The organism is Caulobacter sp. GW821-FHT09A05, from assembly GCF_059418465.1.
In genome coordinates this window covers 21,983-37,843 of the sequence record NZ_JBWKPX010000029.1, presented here as the reverse complement: position 1 = coordinate 37,843, position 15,861 = coordinate 21,983, and the positions used below count along the sequence as shown (strand labels likewise).

At 69.6% G+C, this 15,861-nt stretch carries 17 protein-coding genes and 1 pseudogene; 10 read left to right on the top strand and 8 right to left on the bottom strand.

Annotated elements, in window-relative coordinates; all coding sequences use genetic code 11:
- Position 1: 1 nt before the first annotated feature.
- The 5 genes from AC07NX_RS21360 to AC07NX_RS21340 all read right to left on the bottom strand — a co-directional run bounded on the left by AC07NX_RS21360 (position 2) and on the right by AC07NX_RS21340 (position 4,865).
- Positions 2-202 (bottom strand): hypothetical protein, encoded by a 201-nt coding sequence (locus tag AC07NX_RS21360; RefSeq protein WP_494644561.1) that lies wholly within the window; start codon positions 200-202, stop codon positions 2-4.
- A gap of 130 nt (positions 203-332) precedes the next feature.
- Entirely contained in the window at positions 333-1,385 is a 1,053-nt protein-coding gene (locus AC07NX_RS21355; RefSeq protein ID WP_494644560.1) for an IMCp domain-containing protein, read from the bottom strand.
- A gap of 198 nt (positions 1,386-1,583) precedes the next feature.
- Positions 1,584-3,476, bottom strand: a complete 1,893-nt coding sequence (locus tag AC07NX_RS21350) for a transglycosylase domain-containing protein (RefSeq protein WP_494644559.1) — start codon at positions 3,474-3,476, stop codon at positions 1,584-1,586.
- Positions 3,477-3,570: 94 nt separating this feature from the next.
- Positions 3,571-4,587: a sensor histidine kinase gene (locus AC07NX_RS21345; RefSeq protein ID WP_494644598.1), complete on the bottom strand. Its 1,017-nt coding sequence runs from the start codon at positions 4,585-4,587 to the stop codon at positions 3,571-3,573.
- Between the two features lie 107 nt (positions 4,588-4,694).
- Positions 4,695-4,865 carry a hypothetical protein gene (locus tag AC07NX_RS21340; protein WP_099052243.1) on the bottom strand — a complete coding sequence of 57 codons (171 nt, stop codon included), beginning with the start codon at positions 4,863-4,865 and terminating at the stop codon, positions 4,695-4,697.
- A 514-nt stretch (positions 4,866-5,379) separates the two neighbouring features.
- Here AC07NX_RS21340 and AC07NX_RS21335 point away from each other — a divergent pair.
- Positions 5,380-7,026, top strand: a complete 1,647-nt coding sequence (locus tag AC07NX_RS21335; RefSeq protein ID WP_494644557.1) for a pectate lyase — start codon at positions 5,380-5,382, stop codon at positions 7,024-7,026.
- A gap of 63 nt (positions 7,027-7,089) precedes the next feature.
- On the opposite strand, the gene AC07NX_RS21330 is transcribed toward AC07NX_RS21335, so the two are convergent.
- On the bottom strand, positions 7,090-7,545 hold the full coding sequence (locus AC07NX_RS21330) for a hypothetical protein (protein WP_494644555.1): 456 nt from the start codon (positions 7,543-7,545) through the stop codon (positions 7,090-7,092).
- A gap of 100 nt (positions 7,546-7,645) precedes the next feature.
- Here AC07NX_RS21330 and AC07NX_RS21325 point away from each other — a divergent pair, with 100 nt between their 5' ends.
- Together AC07NX_RS21325 and AC07NX_RS21320 are read left to right on the top strand one after the other, a co-directional pair.
- Entirely contained in the window at positions 7,646-7,966 is a 321-nt protein-coding gene (locus tag AC07NX_RS21325; RefSeq protein ID WP_494644553.1) for a plasmid stabilization protein, read from the top strand.
- 8 nt (positions 7,967-7,974) lie between these two features.
- Positions 7,975-8,154, top strand: a complete 180-nt coding sequence (locus AC07NX_RS21320) for a hypothetical protein (protein WP_494644551.1) — start codon at positions 7,975-7,977, stop codon at positions 8,152-8,154.
- A 58-nt stretch (positions 8,155-8,212) separates the two neighbouring features.
- Here AC07NX_RS21320 and AC07NX_RS21315 read toward each other — a convergent pair.
- Both AC07NX_RS21315 and AC07NX_RS21310 read right to left on the bottom strand, forming a co-directional pair.
- A pseudogene (locus AC07NX_RS21315) lies at positions 8,213-8,345 on the bottom strand (hypothetical protein); the annotation flags it as partial.
- 67 nt (positions 8,346-8,412) lie between these two features.
- Complete coding sequence (locus AC07NX_RS21310; protein WP_494644549.1) at positions 8,413-8,715, bottom strand: hypothetical protein; 303 nt, start codon at positions 8,713-8,715, stop codon at positions 8,413-8,415.
- 116 nt (positions 8,716-8,831) lie between these two features.
- Here AC07NX_RS21310 and AC07NX_RS21305 point away from each other — a divergent pair, with 116 nt between their 5' ends.
- The 7 genes from AC07NX_RS21305 (at position 8,832) to AC07NX_RS21275 (ending at position 15,861) form a co-directional block, all read left to right on the top strand.
- A complete protein-coding gene (locus AC07NX_RS21305) occupies positions 8,832-9,602 on the top strand; it encodes a pseudouridine synthase (RefSeq protein ID WP_494644548.1) in 771 nt (256 codons plus the stop codon).
- A 119-nt stretch (positions 9,603-9,721) separates the two neighbouring features.
- Complete coding sequence (lptC, locus tag AC07NX_RS21300) at positions 9,722-10,339, top strand: LPS export ABC transporter periplasmic protein LptC (RefSeq protein ID WP_494644546.1); 618 nt, start codon at positions 9,722-9,724, stop codon at positions 10,337-10,339.
- A complete protein-coding gene (locus AC07NX_RS21295) occupies positions 10,336-11,505 on the top strand; it encodes a CDP-glycerol glycerophosphotransferase family protein (RefSeq protein ID WP_494644544.1) in 1,170 nt (389 codons plus the stop codon). Before lptC ends, AC07NX_RS21295 begins: the two co-directional genes overlap by 4 nt.
- Positions 11,502-12,863, top strand: coding sequence for a lipopolysaccharide biosynthesis protein (locus tag AC07NX_RS21290; protein ID WP_494644543.1), 1,362 nt, complete (start codon positions 11,502-11,504; stop codon positions 12,861-12,863). The genes AC07NX_RS21295 and AC07NX_RS21290 overlap by 4 nt, the downstream gene beginning before the upstream one ends.
- Positions 12,860-14,563: a fatty acyl-AMP ligase gene (locus AC07NX_RS21285; protein WP_494644541.1), complete on the top strand. Its 1,704-nt coding sequence runs from the start codon at positions 12,860-12,862 to the stop codon at positions 14,561-14,563. Before AC07NX_RS21290 ends, AC07NX_RS21285 begins: the two co-directional genes overlap by 4 nt.
- Positions 14,547-15,530 (top strand): NAD-dependent epimerase/dehydratase family protein, encoded by a 984-nt coding sequence (locus AC07NX_RS21280; RefSeq protein WP_494644540.1) that lies wholly within the window; start codon positions 14,547-14,549, stop codon positions 15,528-15,530. Before AC07NX_RS21285 ends, AC07NX_RS21280 begins: the two co-directional genes overlap by 17 nt.
- Positions 15,531-15,609: 79 nt before the next feature.
- A complete protein-coding gene (locus tag AC07NX_RS21275; protein ID WP_026176593.1) occupies positions 15,610-15,861 on the top strand; it encodes an acyl carrier protein in 252 nt (83 codons plus the stop codon).

Genomic DNA, 15,861 nt, shown 5'->3' with positions numbered 1-15,861 from the left:
CCTATCCGAGCTCGGCGCCGGCGAAGGTGCGCGGTTCGGGCTTGATCGTGACCTGGGTCCGGACTCCCTCGTCGAACAGCGCGCTGGCGTAGTCGAGGGCGGCCTTGTAGGCGGCCTCCTGGCTGGAGTGGCGGGACAGGGTCTGGCCCTGGCGCTCTACGCTCCAGTCGAAAGGCTTGGTGACCACCAGGATCAAGTCCATGATCGGCTCCTGACCGCGGCCTAGGGCCGCGCGTGATCCCCCATCGACGACTGACGCCCGATTCCGGCGGCCACACTATGCAGAATGGCGCCGTTTCGCTCCGTGGACACCGCTTTTCAGGCGGACGCGGTCAGCGGCCGCAGCAGCCGCCGTGGCCGCCCGTCGAACCGCCGCCATGGCCGCCGCCATGTCCACCACCGTGTCCGCCGCCGCCATAGTGACCGCCGCCCGACACCGTCACGCTGGTCGAGGAACTGGCGCTGGAGCTGGCCCGGGCGCTCGACGCGCCGCCGGCGCCGGCCCAGCCGCTGGAGTAGCCTCCCGAATAGCCCGACCGGCCATAGGTCTGGCCGCCGAGCCAGCCGCCGCCCGCGCCGTAGCGGGCGCTGGAATAGCCGTAATAGCCCCCGCCGCCGACGCCGCCCAGCGACTGGGCGTAGCCGTCCCCGGCCATGTAGCTGCCCTGCGAGCTCCAGCCCTGGCCTTCCTCGCTGTAGCGGCTCGACTCGGACTCGTAGCTCTCTTCCGAGCGTTCGACGCTGCCTTCGGTCCGGCCGTAGACCCGGCCCTGTTCGTAATAGCCGCGGTCGCCGTCGCAGTCGCAGCCGCGGCGTTCGACCCGCCGCTCCTGGTGTTCCACATAGACCGGCACGCGAACGACCCGCTCGACCGGCACCTCCACCCGCCTTTCGATGACGCGGTCGACGGGGCGATCGACATAGACGGGGCGGTCGACCGGAACCTCGACCCGCTTCTCGATGACACGGTCCACCGGACGGTCGACATAGACCGGACGATCCACCGGAACCTCGACCCGCTTCTCGATGATCCGATCCACCGGACGGTCGATATAGACGGGACGGTCGACGGGCTTCTCGACGATCTTGACGACGGGAACCTCGACGCGCTTTTCGACGATGCGGTCGACCGGAACCTCGACCCGCTTCTCGACGATGCGGTCCACCGGACGGTCGATATAGACGGGGCGGTCGACGGGCACCTCGGTCCGCTTCTCGATATAGACCGGCTGCTTGACGATCTTTTCGACATAGACCGGGCGCTCGACGATCCTTACCCGGGTCCTGACCACGGGTTTCGGCCTGGCCTTGGCGATCGGGGCGACGGTGGCCGGATAGCCGTCCGCCAGGGAGGCCGTCACGGGTCCGAACGCGGCGAGCGTCATCGTGGTCGCTCCGATCAGGAGCACTGCCTTCGGGTTCATTCCAAGCGCCTTTCCGACTACGCCGTCCAGCACCTCCCGACCACGCGCCCGGCGAGCGATCGAGAAGCGTCCCATTCTGGGTCGCGGCGCAGGGGTGGCAGCAAGCGGCGGGCCAGCGCGTTCGGCGCCGCGGATTTCCAGGCGGTGCGGAGGGGGCCTCTACAACCCAAAGAGCCTCCGGAGCCATTTCGGCACACGCCTGGGTCGCGGTGCCTCCTCGATGACCTCGGGCTCGGCGCGCGGGAGACGCTCGTAGCGCGGTTCCGGCGGGCCGTCCCGCGCCACCAGGCCGGCCTTCAGGCCGCTCGTCATCACGTCGCGCCAGATGCGGGCCGGCAGGTCGCCGCCGACCATGCGGTTCATGGGCGAATGGTCGTCGTTGCCGACCCAGACCCCCACCACCAGGTCGCCGGTGAAGCCGACGAACAGGGCGTCGCGATAGTCCTGGGTGGTGCCGGTCTTGCCGTAGGCCTTCTGGCCCAGGCGCGCCGCGCGGCCGGTGCCCTCCTCGACCACCGCCCCCAGCAGGTCGTAGAGCGCCGCCCGCTCGGCCGTGTCCATGTCGGCGGCGGCCAGCGGCGTCGTGCGGGGCCTGCCGTACGGCTGGACCGGCATCTTGCCCGAGGCGACGGCGGCGTAGGCGGCGGTCAGCCCCAGCAAGGTGGTCTCGGCCGTGCCCAGGGCCAGGGTGGCGTCGTCCTCGCGCAGCGGCGAGACGATGCCCAGGTCCCGCGCCGCCCGGACCACCTCGGGCCCGCCGGCCTGCTGGTACACCCGCGCGGCGATGATGTTGTTGGACTGGGCGAAGGCGTCGCGGATCGTCAGGTCGCGTCCGCCCCCGCCCTCGTAGTTGCTGGGCGTCCAGCCGCCGATCGTCACCGGATCGCCGATCACCAGGTTGTCGGGCGTGGCCCCGTCGCGCAGGGCGGCCAGGTAGACGAACAGCTTGAACGCGCTGCCGGGCTGGCGTCGGGCCTGGACGGCGCGGTTGAACGGGGTCTGGCGATAGTTCGCGCCGCCCAGCATGGCCACGACCCGGCCGTCCGGCCGCATGGCGACCACGGCGACCTGCCCTACCTTGGCCTTGGCCGCGCCTTTCATGTCCTTGGCCACGGCCCGCTCGACGATCCGCTGCAGGCGGCTGTCCAGGGTGGTGGGCACGCGCACCTCGCCATAGCCGGGCCCGTCGAAGGCCGACTTGACCTGCGGCGAGATCCAGTCGGCGAAATAGCCGCCCACCGGCAGGTCGGCCCGGGTGGTGCGCACCACCACATGGCCGGCCGCGTCGGCCTGTTCACGCGTGATCGCCTTGGTCCGCACCATGGCGTCCAGCACCAGCCGGGCCCGCGCGCCGGCCGCCTGGGGATGGTCAACCGGATCCAGGTCGACCGGGGCCTTGACCATGCCGGCCAGCATCGCCGCCTCGCCGATCGACAGCTGCTCGGGCGGCTTGCCGAAATAGTGCCGGGCCGCCGCGCCCAGGCCATAGACCCCGTCGCCGAAATAGATGCTGGAGAGATAGCGCGACAGGATCTCGTCCTTGGACAACCGCAGCTCCAGCCACAGGGCGATCATCGCCTCCTGCCCCTTGCGGCGCAGGCTGCGCTCGGGCTTGAGGAAGGCGTTCTTGGCCAGCTGCTGGGTAATCGTGCTGCCGCCCTGGACCGTGCGATGGGCCTTGGCGTTGACCACCATGGCCCGCGCCATGCCGCCGAAATCGACGCCGATGTGATGGTAGAAGCGGCGATCCTCGATGGCGATGAAGGCGGCCGGCACATGTTTGGGCAGCGCCTTGATGACCACCGGCGCCTCCTTGTACGCCCCGCGCCGCGCGAAGGGCCGGCCCTGGCTGTCCAGCAGGATCAGCGCCCGGTTGGGCAAGGGCTCAAGGGCGCGCGAGATCGGCAGGCTGGCGCCCAGCCAGGCCAGCAGGACCGCCAGCGACAGCAGCGCGCCGATCCCCGCCGCGAACCACCAGCGATGACGCGCGACGAAGGCGCGGGACGCCGCCCAGGCGACCGCCAGCCCTGTCTTCGCCTCCCCTGGGATCATCAGCGACGCGCCTCCGCGACCTCAGCGCCGCTCAAGCTTGCACAACGGCCCAGGAGGATCGCGGTTCACCGTGTCGGGAAGTTGACCGCGCCCCTCAGGCGAGCGGCATGAAGGCGTCGACCTTGTCCAGGGCGGCCAGCGGCGCGTGGATGCGGCAGCGCAGGCCTTCGGGGCGGTAATCGACGTCCACCGCGCCGCCCAGCTCGTTGGGCAGGGCCAGTTCGACGATCCGCGAGCCGAACCCGCGACGCTCGGGCGGGTGGACGGGCGGGCCGCCCTGCTCGGTCCAGGTGATGTCCAGCTGGTCGCCGCCCGCCACCGACCAGCCGATGTCGACATGGCCGCCCGCCGCCGACAGGGCCCCGTACTTCAAGGCGTTGATCGCCAGTTCGTGGAAGGCCAGGGCCAGCACCACGGCCGGCTTGGGCGAAACCATCAGGTCCTCGCCGCTGATGGTCAGCTGCGACGCATTGCTGCGATAGGGCGTGACCGAGCCGTCGATGATCTGGCGCAGGCTGGCGGCCGACCAGTTCTCGTCGGTCAGCACGTTGTGGGTGGCGGCGATCGCCATCAGCCGGCCCTCGAACGCGCCCCGCACGGCCAGGTCGACGCCGGCGTTGCGCAGCGACTGGCTGGCGATCGACTGGATGGTGGCCAGGGTGTTCTTGACCCGGTGGTTCAGCTCGTTGACCAGCAACTGCCGCTGGGCTTCCGAGCGCATCTCGCCGGTAACATCGCGCGAGGTGGCCAGGACCCGGATCACCCGGCCCTCGTCGAGGATCGGCGACACGGTGGTGTCCCACCAGCGGGGATCGCCCTTGGCGGTGGGGCAGATGGCGCGGAAGGCGGCCGCTTCGCCGGCCATGGCGGTCCGCAGGGCCTGCTCGACGGCGGCGCGGCTTTCGGACGGCCACATGTCGGGCCAGTAGCGGTTGCGGTTGCGGCCGGCGAAATCCTCGATCTCGAACAGCGCCTGGCCGCGGGCGTTCATGTATTCGACGAGGCCTTCGGGGCTGATCACCCGGATGCAGTCGCGGCTGGCTTCCACGATGCTGAGGAAGTACGCGCCGGCGCCCTCCAGAACGGCCTTGTCCGATCCCTCGCCCGCCACCAGGGTCTCCTTGCTGGAGCCCATGTTCACCGAGCCGCGCAGCAATTCAAGCGATGCGTGTATCCGGGGAACGACTTTGCGCGGAAAGGGGCGATCCACGCGCCGGACTAGCCCGGCAGCTCTTCTCGGCTGGCTTCCAGCATGCCGACCAGGGCCGCGGACAGGCGCGAGGTCTGGGCCATGCGGCGCAGCGCCTCACGGGCGTGATCGCTGTCGGCGAGCTCGGCTTGTCGCTCGAGGCGCTCGGCTTCGTTCAGGTGATCGTGTTGGCTGGGCATGGCGGACATTTAGAAGGAATGAACGAATCCAGCCATGTGACCGCTGGTCGCAGAACGGTGTAACCCCACATAAAATCAATGGCTTAGTTGGTACCGGTCCCAGAACTGAAAACGGCCCCGGATCATTGCTGACCCGGGGCCGTCGTCCTGTTCCCCAACAGGACGGCGTCGCGCGCTACCAGAACCCGGCGCGGCGGCGTCGCCTCAAAAACCGATGACCTGTTTTCGCCGAACGGCCGGACAGGCACAACGTGACGGCCTGTCGCAGGACCTGACGCCGCGTCACATAACAGAGCTCCACCAAAAGGCGCTGGTCAAGTCATGACACCGGTATCATAACAGACGCCAACACCGCGCCGATCAACGGCGACAGGGGTTTCGGCAAGGACCGACCGGGAGGACGACCAGGATCGAGAGGCGCTGGAAGCCGCCTCTTGCTCCTCCCCCAGCCGGCCTGCCGCGTCCTTGCGTCGCGGGCCGCTCGACGCGAAAGTCCCTGGGAGAGTCCCGTCACATGCCGCTGAGCCCCCTCACCCGCCGCCGTCTGCTGGCGACGACCACCGCCACCCTCGCCGTCGCCACGGCCATGGCCCCGCTGAAGGCCCTGGCCCAGGGCGCCGCGCCGTCCAGGGACCAGGTCCTGGCGACGATGAAGAAGGCCACGACCTTCATGGCCGAGAAGGCCGCCTACGAGGGCGGCTATGTCTGGAGCTACCTGCCCGACTTCTCGCGACGGTTCGGCGAGATGGAAGCCTTCCCGACCATGATTTGGGTCCAGCCGCCCGGCACAGCGACCATGGGCCACCTGTTCCTCGACGCCTACCACGCCACCGGCGACGAATATTACTACGAGGCGGCCAAGAAGGCGGCCCAGGCCCTGATCAAGATCCAGCACCCGGCGGGCGGCTGGAACTACATGGGCGACCTGGCCGGGCCGGGGTCGCTGAAGAAGTGGTACGACACCATCGGCAAGAACGGCTGGCGGCTCGAGGAATTCCAGCACTACTACGGCAACGCCACGTTCGACGACGAGGGCACGGCCGAGAGCTGCCAGCTGATGCTGCGCATCTATCTGGAAAAGAAGGACAAGGCCTTTAGGCCGGCGCTGGACAAGGCCATCCAGTTCGTCCTCGACGCCCAGTACCCGAACGGCGGCTGGCCGCAGCGCTTCCCCTTGATGAGCGGCTTCGAGAACAAGGGCCATCCGGACTACACCGGCTACATCACCTTCAACGACGGCGTCGTCGACGAAAACATCAAGTTCCTGATCATGGTCTGGCGGACCCTGGGCGACAAGCGCGTGCTCGACCCGATCAGGCGGGCCATGGACGTCTACATCGCCGCCCACCAGCCGATGCCGCAGCCCGGCTGGGGCCTGCAGCACACGGTCGCCGACCTCAAGCCGGCCGGGGCGCGCACCTACGAGCCCAAGGCCTTCGCCAGCCACACCACGGCCGGCAACCTCGAAAACCTGATGGACTACTACCAGCTGACGGGCGACCCGAAGTACCTGGACCGCATCCCCGAGACCATCGACTGGCTGGCCGGCCTGAAGCTGGACGACAAGATCGCCCCCGGCAAGCCGCGCTACCCCACCTTCATCGAGATCGGGACCAACGAGCCGCTCTACGTCCACCGCCGCGGCTCCAACGTGTTCAACGGCGAGTACTTCGTCGACAAGCACTGGGACAACACGATCGTCCACTACTCGTCGTTCCGCGCGGTCAATATCGACAAGCTGCGCAAGCGCTACGAGACGCTGAAGGCCACGCCGCCCGAGATCGCCAGCAAGGACTCGCCGCTGAAGGTCAAGGGCGGCGGCCAGGCCCTGCCGCGCTACTTCACCACCAAGGACATCTCGGTGTCGGACCTCAATGTCGGGGCCCTGAAGGCCGCCGAGGGCAAGACCTCGGAGGCGCAGGTCGCCCAGCTGATGTCCGAGCTGAACGCCGAGGGCTGGTGGCCCACCCCGATGAAGGCGGTCAGCAACCCCTATATCGGCGACGGCTCGATGACCGTGACCCCGGGTGAGTTCTCGCAGACCCGCGTGGGCGACCCCACCGACACCTCGCCCTATCTGGCCGACGTACCCAAGCCGGGCATCTCGACCGGCGCCTATATCGAGAACATGGCGGCCCTGATCCGCTATGTGACGGGGTAAGGTCTGAAATAGCCCCTGGGGACATGCGCCGGCGCGTGTCCCCAGGCGGCGTCGGTGCGAACGTTACTTCCGCGCCGCCCTGATCGCCTTCTCCAGCGCCGCCCGCCGGGTCTCGAACCCCTCGATCGCCGCCGCTTCCTCGGCGTCCAGGGCGGATCTCCGCTCGGCGAAGGCCAGATCGGAGGCTTCGGCCTCGTCCTCGACGGCCTCCATCTGCGCCTTCAGGGCCGCCAGCTTTTCGGCCCGGGCCGTTTCCGCCTTCGACGGCTTGCGCCGCGCCTTGGCGGGCAAGGCCTTCAGCGCCGCACCCAGGCCGCCGGCCGGGGTGGTGACCACGGTCTCCGGCGCATCGAGGGCGGCGTCGCGAGCCCGTCCCTCGGCGATCTCGCGGGCCGTGCCGTCCTTGAACAGGTCGCGGCCGACATCCCAGGCCTCCAGCGCCTTGGCGCGCGACGACGCGGCCACGGTGTAGTCGTGGAGGCCGTCGGACCAGCAGAACACTTTCAGTTTGCGCGCCATGCGCTTCGAACGGCCGATTGCTCAGCTTGTTCCGAAGGTTGGCCCTGGGAACCTCACGTCCGGGCGACGGATTTTCCTGTCACAGCAGATGGAGGACGACATGCCCCAGGGCGACAAGTCCAAGTACACCGACAAGCAGGAGCGCAAGGCCGACCATATCGCCGAAGGTTACGAAAAGCGCGGCGTCTCCGAGCAGGAGGCCGAGCGGCGGGCCTGGGCGACGGTCAACAGGGACGACGGCGGCGGCAAGAAGCCCGGCGGCTCGGGCCGTGGCAAGGACACCGGCCATCCGGCCGCTCACAAGGGCGGCGCGAAGGGCGGCAAGGCGGCGGCCTCGCGCACGGCGGCCGAACGCTCGGCCTCGGCCAGGAAGGCGGCCGCGACCCGCAAGCGCAACGCCGAACACCACACCCATCACTAGGAGCCGCCATGGGCCAGGAGAACAACACCGAGGGCCGGCGAGCCAACGAGGCCCTGCCGCTGGGCGAGATCCCCGACAAGGACACGGCCAAGACCGGCCGGAAGGAACGGCGCACGGCCGGCCCGGACGGCGGGGATTCCCGCGAGGTCGGCGACACGTTCAAGAACAGCCCAGGCGGACGGGTTTAGGGGCCGTCCTCAATTGCGTGTCGGTGACACCCAAGCGAAATCGGCGCTCTAATTGGTTGTCATCCCGGAAAGCGCGTAGCGCTTGTCCGGGACCCAGGGGCCGGCGCAGTGCGCTCGCCCCTGGGTCCCGGCTCTACGGTCCGCCAGGCGGACCTTCGGCCGGGATGACAACTGAAAATCAACGATCCAATAGAGTCCGGACCCTAGGGCGACAACCGGGGACGGGCGCATGCGCCCGTCCCCGGCTTCGCAACAACTCTACGACTTGCCCAGATCCATCCCCAGGGTCGGCCCGATCCCCTCCGGATGCTCGCCGAAGGGGTTGCTCGACCGCCGCCGGGCCACCGCCTCGAGCTTGCGGCGCAGGTCCTGGTCCAGGGCCAGTTCGGGCCTGGGAACAGGGTCGTCCTCGTCGACCGGATCGTCGACGATCGAGGCCGACAGCACCTGGCGCAGACGCTCGCCGAAGCGGGCGTCCTCGGGGGTGCCCGGCGCGGGCGGATCGGCCAGGAATTCCAGGACCTCTTCCAGGGCGGTGTCGTTGTCGACGCGATCGGTCATGAGGTCTCTCCAAGCCCAGTTTCGCCGAAGATGGAACGGCCACGCCCCCATGGCGGTTGCGGAACCCCGCCGACCGGTCCTAGACAGGCCAGCTCACCTTCCCGGACGCCCCGACCATGGCCTGGACCCGACTCTATGACGAAGCCGAGCCGCAGCGCGTCAATCGCTGGCTGGCCCAGAACGGCGTCTGCTCGCGGCGCGAGGCCGAGGCCCTGATCAGCCAGGGCCTGGTGTCGATCGACGGCCAGCGGGTCGACGACGTCGGCCGCAAGATCGAGCCCGGCCAGACCCTGGTGCTGTCCGACCGCGCCCAGGCCCAGCTGGAGGGCGCCCTGAGCGTGATGATCCACAAGCCCATCGGGATCGTCTCGTCCCAGCCCGACCCGGGCCAGGTCCCGGCCGTGCGCCTGCTGACCCGCGAGGCCCTGGTCGGCCAGAGCCCGGTCATCCCCGGCTTCGACAACAAGCTGGCGCCGGTCGGGCGGCTGGACATGGATTCGCGCGGCCTGCTGATCCTCTCGGAGGACGGGGTGGTGGCCAAGGCGGTGATCGGCCCGGCCTCGGAGCTGGAGAAGGAATACCTGGTCTGGGTCGATGGCTGGGTCACCGACGACAAGCTGGCCCTGCTGCGTCACGGCCTGGAACTGGACGAGCGCCAGCTGCGGCCCGCCCAGGTCGAGGTCGTCGGCCGCCAGCAGTTGCGCTTCGTCCTCAAGGAAGGCCGCAACCGCCAGATCCGGCGGATGTGCGAGCTGGTCGAGCTGACCGTCGTCGATCTGTTGCGAATCCGGATCGGCGACCTGGTCCTGGGCGACCTGCCGGAGGGCCGCTGGCGGCCGCTGACCGCCGCCGAACGGTACAGCCTGATCACCCCCGCGCCTCGATAACCGGCCGTTGACCGCGCCCCCGGCCGGGGGCAGGGTCGCAATACCTCTTGGGAGATCGGGCCGGGAGGCTTAAGTCGGTCGCTCATTGCCTCGGCCCGTCGCCTTCAGTTCATGCAGCCATGATCGCCATCACGCCCGCAGTCGCCCGTCCGGTCCGCAAGAAGAACCGCAACCGCCACCGCAAGTCGGTGCGGGCGCTGCGGACCATCCTGCCGGCCATCGCCATCGGCACGGCCGTGGCGATCGTGGGCCAGGGCGCGATCCTGGCCATGGCGGTCAAGCCCGCCCCGCCCGCCGCCACGGCGCCCCTGCGCATGGATAACCCGCGTTTCACCGGGACCCTGAAGGACGGGCGCGCCTTCCTGATCACCGCCACCTCGGCGACGCGCGACCTGAACAACGCCGACCAGGTGTTCCTGAAGAACCCGCAGTTGACCCGCGGCTACGGCTCGGACAGGCCGACGCACGTGGTCTCCAAGGACGGGGCCTACCAGGAGGAGAAGGGCTCGCTGCTGCTGACCGGCGACGTCAAGATCGACAACGGCCAGGGCTACCAGTTCGCCTCGCAGAAGGCGCTGATCGACACCCACACCGGCGACCTGGTCGGCGGAGCCGCGGTCGAGGGCGCCGGCCCGAACAACGGCGCCATCCGGGCCGACAGCTATTCGGTCAGCGACAAGGGCGACCGCGTGCTGTTCAAGGGCCGGGTGCGCACGCGCCTCACGCCGCAACAGTGATCACGTCCGCCTCGAAGGGGCGAGGAAACAGGCCCAGCGTCTGTTTCCTCTACATCGCCCAGACCCACCAGATCCTGCATAGCCTGCCCATCGCCATCGCCCTGGCCGAGGGCTGGCCCGACATCGACGTGCACATCGCCACCACCACCCAGGAGCACCTGGACTATGTGCGCGAGCTGCTCGAGACCCTGAAGGTCCCGCCGATCCCCTCGCGCCTGCTGCCGCCGGCCTGGCTGCGGAACCTGCGGCTGAAGGGCGCGGCCACGCCGCCCAAGGCCCTGATGCTGGCGGCCAACGCCCGCCGCCTGGGCCGCTACGACGCCGTGGTCACGCCCGAGCGCACCACCGCCCTGCTGCGCAAGCTGGGGGTCAAGGACTGCAAGCTGGTCTACACCCAGCACGGGGCGGGCGATCGGGGCGGCCCGTTCGAGCCGCGCCTCAGACAGTTCGACCTGGTGATGGCCGCCGGCCCCAAGCAGCGTGACCGGATGCTCGCCGAGGGCTGGGTCACGCCTGAGACCTGCGCCATGGTCGGCTATCCCAAGTTCGACATCATCGACGCCCTGCCGCCCTCGCCCCTGCCGGCCTTCCCGGACGCCAAGCCGGTGGTGCTCTACAATCCGCACTTCCACCCCGCCCTGGGCTCCTGGCCGCGCTGGGGACGCGCGGTTCTCGAGCAGTTCGCCGCGGACGAGCGTTACAATCTGATCTTCGCCCCCCATATCCGGCTCTTCGAAGGCGCGGCCCCCGCGACGATCGAGGCCCTGGCGCCGTTCGTCGACCACCCGCGCATCCACCTCGACCTGGGCGGGCCCGCGGCGATCGACATGACCTACACCCGCGCGGCCGACATCTATCTGGGCGACGTGTCCAGCCAGGTCTACGAGTTCCTGCGCACGCCCAAGCCGTGCCTGTTCCTCAACGCCAGCGACGCGGCCTGGCGCGGCGACGAGAGCTTCCATCACTGGCGCTACGGCCCGGTGCTGGACAGCGTCGACGGCCTTGTCGACGCCATCGACGCCGCGCGACGCGGGCACGGCGACTATGTCGAGGCCCAGAGGCGCGGCTTCGCCGAAAGCTTCGACCTGCGGGACACGCCTTCCTCGGTCCGCGCCGCCCAGGCGATCGTCGAGCGCCTGCCTCCGGAATCCCGACGCCCCCGATGAGCCAGGAACCCAATGTCCTGAGGCGGGTCCTGGCCAACGCCGGAACCTTGCTCGGCGGCCGTACGGTCAACGCCGTGGTCGGGCTGGCCTATATCGCCCTGACCGCGCGCGGCCTGGGCAAGGAGCTGATGGGCGTGATCGTGCTGATCAACGCCTTCGCCCAGTTCCTCGGCGAGGTCGCCAAGTTCCAGTCCTGGCAGACCCTCCTGCAGTACGGCGCCTCAGCCCTGCTGCAGGGCGACCGCCCGCGGTTCCAGCAGGTCCTGCGCTTCACCCTGCTGCTCGACGGCCTGGGCGCCGCCGTGGGGGTGACCCTGGGCGTGATCGGCGCCCTGCTGTTCGGCCACTTCCTGGGCTGGCCCGCCGCCCTGTCGCCGGCCGCCGCCTGCTACGCCCTGTCGATCGCGGTGATGGACTCGGCGACCTCGGTCGGCCTGCTGCGCCTGTTCGACCGCTTCCGCTTCCTGGCCGCCGAGCAGGCCGTCAGCTCGACCGTGCGCCTGGTCGGCTGCGCCCTGTGCTTCACGCTGCACGCCCCGATCGAGGCCTATCTGGCCGCCTGGGCCGCCGGCACGGTCACGGCCTTCGTCTATGTCAACGGCGTGGCCCTGTGGGACCTCAACCGCCGCCAGCTGCTGAAGGACTTCACCCTGCGCGGGCCGCTGTCCCAGGGCCTGCCCGGCGTCTGGCGCTTCGCCTGGGCCACCAATTTCAGCGGCACCATCGACACGGCCTTCAGCCAGGTGATCACCCTGGTGGTGGGCTCGGTCCTGGGCCCGGCCCAGGCGGCCATGTGGCGGGTCGGCCGCCAGGTGGCCGACGGCATGGCCAAGCCGGCCAAGCTGCTGGTGCCGGCGCTCTATCCGGAACTGGCCAAGATGCGCGCCACCGGCGGCGAGGAGGCCATGCGCAAGCTGTCGCGCCAGATCGGCCTGATCGGCGGGGCGGTGGCGGGCGTGCTGCTGCTGGTCTCGATCCTGTTCGGCGACGACGTCCTGACCATCGTGATGGGCAAGCCGTTCGCCGCCGGGGCCGGCATCATGAACTGGCAGGTGGCCGCCGCCGCGATCGGCGTGCTGGCCATGCCCCTGGAGCCGATGCTGGTCTCGCTGGGCAAGGCGGGCCTGGCCCTGCGGGTGCGGGCGATGGTCTGCGCGGTCTATCTGGTGGCCCTGGTCCCGCTGATCCGCGCCGCGGGCCTGAACGGGGCCGGCGCGGCCCTGGTCGCCGTCGCCGCCGCCCTGGCGATCGGCATGTATCTGGCGCTCCGCCGAAGCCTGGCGGCCGAAACGGCCCGCTCCAGGGACGAACAAACTTGCGCCGAAGGTCAAAACGGCGCCAAAGGCCTGTCGCAATGATTACTCCGACGTCCTCCTCGCGAACCGTGAGATTCGCCGATTTCCCCACCCTGACGGCCGCGCTCAACTTCGCCGCGACCGGCGAAACGGGGATCAACCTCTATTCGCTGCGCGGCGAACTGGTCGAGGCCCTGCCCTACGCCCGGCTGCGCGAACAGGCCCTGGACCTGGCCCCGCGCCTGCTGGCGACCGGCGCCAAGCCCGGCGACAGCGTCGGCCTGATCGCCGACACCGAGGCCGACTTCGTCCGCGCCTTCTTCGCCTGCCAGTACGCCGGCCTCGTGCCCGCGCCGCTCCCCCTGCCCGCTCCGCTGGGCGGCCGCGAGGCCTATGTCGAGCAGATCGCGCGCATGCTGGCCTCGGCCCACGCCAAGCTGCTGATCGGTCCGTCCGGCATGAAGGACTGGGTGGCGGACATCGCCGCCAAGACCCCGCTGGACTTCGCCGGCGCCCTGGCCGACCTGCCCGCCGCCAAGGGCGAGGCCCTGCCCGAGGTCGCGCCCGACAACACCTGCTACCTGCAGTTCTCGTCGGGCAGCACGCGCTTTCCGACCGGCGTGGTGGTCACCCACCGGGCCCTGATGGCCAACGCCGTGGCCATCACCCGCGACGGCCTGCAGGTGCTGCCCACCGACCGCGCCGTCTCGTGGCTGCCGCTGTATCACGACATGGGCCTGATCGGCTTCCTGCTCAGCCCCATGACCAGTCAGATGTCGGTCGACCTGCTGCCCACCGGCGCCTTCGTGCGCCGGCCGCTGCTGTGGCTGGACCTGATCACCAAGAACGGCGGCACCATCTCCTACAGCCCCACCTTCGGCTACGAGCTGTGCGCCCGCCGCGCCGAGGTGGCCTCGATCGAGCACCTGGACCTGTCCAGGTGGCGCAGCGCCGGCCTGGGCGGCGACATGATCCGCACCGCCCCGCTTCGCGCCTTCGCCGAGCGCTTCGCCAGCGTCGGCTTCTCCGACAAGGCCTTCGTGGCCAGCTACGGCATGGCCGAGGCCACCCTGGCCCTGTCGATGGCCCCGCTGGGCGGCGGCCTGAAGACCGAGCGACTGGACGTCGAGCGCCTGGAGCAGCACGAGGCGGTGATCACCGACGACGCCGCACGCTCGCGCGAGTTCGCCCGCAACGGCCCGGCCCTGCCCGGCCACGAGCTGGAAGTCCGCGACGAGAACGGCGCCGTCCTGCCCGAGCGCGGCGTGGGCCGCATCTACGCCCGCGGCCCCAGCCTGATGCGGGAATATTTCGAGCAGCCGCAGGAGACCGCCCGCGTGCTGTCGGCCGACGGCTGGCTGGACACCGGCGACCTGGGCTACCTGGTCGAGGGCGAGATCGTCATCACCGGCCGCGGCAAGGACCTGATCATCCTCAACGGCCGCAACATCTGGCCGCAGGATCTGGAATGGACCGCCGAGGCCGAGGTCGAGGGCCTGCGCAGCGGCGACGTGGCGGCCTTCTCCGTGCCGGGTGACGGCGAGGAGACCGTCGTGGTGCTGGTCCAGGCGCGCGGCGGCGACGCCGACACCCGCGCGGCCCTGGTCGAGAAGATCGCCGGCGTCCTGCGCCTGCGCCACCAGGTCGAGGCCCAGGTCCAGCTGGTCGGCGCCCACGCCCTGCCCCAGACCTCGTCGGGCAAGCTCAGCCGCTCCAAGGCCAAGGCCGCCTATCTGGCCGGCGCCTATGGCGAGCGCGCCTGACATGGGCCAGGCCCGGACGGGCCCGGTGGTCGCCGTCACCGGCGCCACGGGCTTCCTGGGTCGCCGCCTGGTCAGGGTCCTGGCCGATCAGGGCTGGACCGTCCGGGTCCTGGCCCGGCGCGACATCACCCATCCGGCCTGGTCGGGCCTGGAGCCCCAGCTGGTCATCGGCGACCTGGCCCATGCCGGCACCCTGACGGCGCTCTGCGACGGCGCCGAGGCGGTCGTCCACGTGGCCGGCCTGATCAAGGCGCGGGACCGCGCCGCCTTCGACCGGGCCAATGTCGAGGGCGCGCGCCGGGTCGCCCAGGCGGCCAAGACGGCCGGGGCGCGACTCATCCTGGTCTCCAGCCTGGCCGCCCGCGAGCCGGAGTTGTCCGACTACGCCGGCAGCAAGCGTGGCGGAGAAGACGCAGCTCGCGAGATTCTTGGCGGAGATCTGACCATCGTCCGCCCTCCGGCCATCTACGGCCCGGGCGACGTCGAGACGTTCAGACTGTTCAAAATGGCCTCTGAATCGGCCTTTTTGCCGGTTTTGGACCCAAAAGCCCGCATGGCGTGGATCCATGTGGACGACGCCGCGGCCCGGATCGCGGACTTGGTCAAAACGCCGCGCCCGGGGCTGCTCAGCTTGTCCGACAACCGCCCGGAGGGTTATGGCTGGGTCGAACTCATGCAAGCCGCGTCCAAGGCGGTGGGCGCGTCGCCAAGGCTGGTCCGGGTCCCCCCGGGGGCGATCAAGGTTTTGGCGGTGTTGTCGAAATGGGCTTCATTCGTCACCGGGAAGGACACAATTCTCACCCCGGGCAAGGCTCGGGAGTTGCTTCACGCCGATTGGGGCCTATCTAGCAACGATCCGATTCCGGACTTTCCCCCGGTGAGCTACTCTCTCCAGGCGGGATTCGCGCAAAGCGTGCGCTGGTATCGTTCGGAAGGTTGGTTGAAGGATAAAAAGTCTCGAAAATAGCCGAATACGGCGATTTTCCGTCGAGACGGCTGTTACAATTCGGTTATGTAGGACCTTGGTCGGGGATATCGTCGCGTCGATGGAAGCTGTTACGGATCTCACTTTGCGTGAAATCGGCTTGGCTACGAGCAAGGTGCTCGGACGCTCTGTCGATGTGGCTAACGACACCCATATCGGCCGCGATCTGGCCGTCGATTCCTTGGCCTTGATGAACATCATCATGGAGCTCGAAGACACCTTCGACATCTCCATTCCTCTGGATCGCCTGGCCTCGGTGGAAACCGCCGGAGACCTGGCCTCCCTGATTAAAGACCTTCGGAATAGGGCCTAA

What these genes read in the sequence shown, in the direction of transcription:
- lptC (WP_494644546.1), top strand. Translation starts at nt 9,722, where the DNA reads ATGATCGCCATCACGCCCGCAGTCGCCCGTCCGGTCCGCAAGAAGAAC.
- AC07NX_RS21340 (WP_099052243.1), bottom strand. Translation starts at nt 4,865, where the DNA reads ATGCCCAGCCAACACGATCACCTGAACGAAGCCGAGCGCCTCGAGCGA.
- AC07NX_RS21305 (WP_494644548.1), top strand. Translation starts at nt 8,832, where the DNA reads ATGGCCTGGACCCGACTCTATGACGAAGCCGAGCCGCAGCGCGTCAAT.
- AC07NX_RS21350 (WP_494644559.1), bottom strand. Translation starts at nt 3,476, where the DNA reads ATGATCCCAGGGGAGGCGAAGACAGGGCTGGCGGTCGCCTGGGCGGCG.
- AC07NX_RS21320 (WP_494644551.1), top strand. Translation starts at nt 7,975, where the DNA reads ATGGGCCAGGAGAACAACACCGAGGGCCGGCGAGCCAACGAGGCCCTG.
- AC07NX_RS21285 (WP_494644541.1), top strand. Translation starts at nt 12,860, where the DNA reads ATGATTACTCCGACGTCCTCCTCGCGAACCGTGAGATTCGCCGATTTC.
- AC07NX_RS21275 (WP_026176593.1), top strand. Translation starts at nt 15,610, where the DNA reads ATGGAAGCTGTTACGGATCTCACTTTGCGTGAAATCGGCTTGGCTACG.
- AC07NX_RS21355 (WP_494644560.1), bottom strand. Translation starts at nt 1,385, where the DNA reads ATGACGCTCGCCGCGTTCGGACCCGTGACGGCCTCCCTGGCGGACGGC.
- AC07NX_RS21290 (WP_494644543.1), top strand. Translation starts at nt 11,502, where the DNA reads ATGAGCCAGGAACCCAATGTCCTGAGGCGGGTCCTGGCCAACGCCGGA.
- AC07NX_RS21310 (WP_494644549.1), bottom strand. Translation starts at nt 8,715, where the DNA reads ATGACCGATCGCGTCGACAACGACACCGCCCTGGAAGAGGTCCTGGAA.
- AC07NX_RS21330 (WP_494644555.1), bottom strand. Translation starts at nt 7,545, where the DNA reads ATGGCGCGCAAACTGAAAGTGTTCTGCTGGTCCGACGGCCTCCACGAC.
- AC07NX_RS21335 (WP_494644557.1), top strand. Translation starts at nt 5,380, where the DNA reads ATGCCGCTGAGCCCCCTCACCCGCCGCCGTCTGCTGGCGACGACCACC.
- AC07NX_RS21280 (WP_494644540.1), top strand. Translation starts at nt 14,547, where the DNA reads ATGGCGAGCGCGCCTGACATGGGCCAGGCCCGGACGGGCCCGGTGGTC.
- AC07NX_RS21325 (WP_494644553.1), top strand. Translation starts at nt 7,646, where the DNA reads ATGCCCCAGGGCGACAAGTCCAAGTACACCGACAAGCAGGAGCGCAAG.
- AC07NX_RS21360 (WP_494644561.1), bottom strand. Translation starts at nt 202, where the DNA reads ATGGACTTGATCCTGGTGGTCACCAAGCCTTTCGACTGGAGCGTAGAG.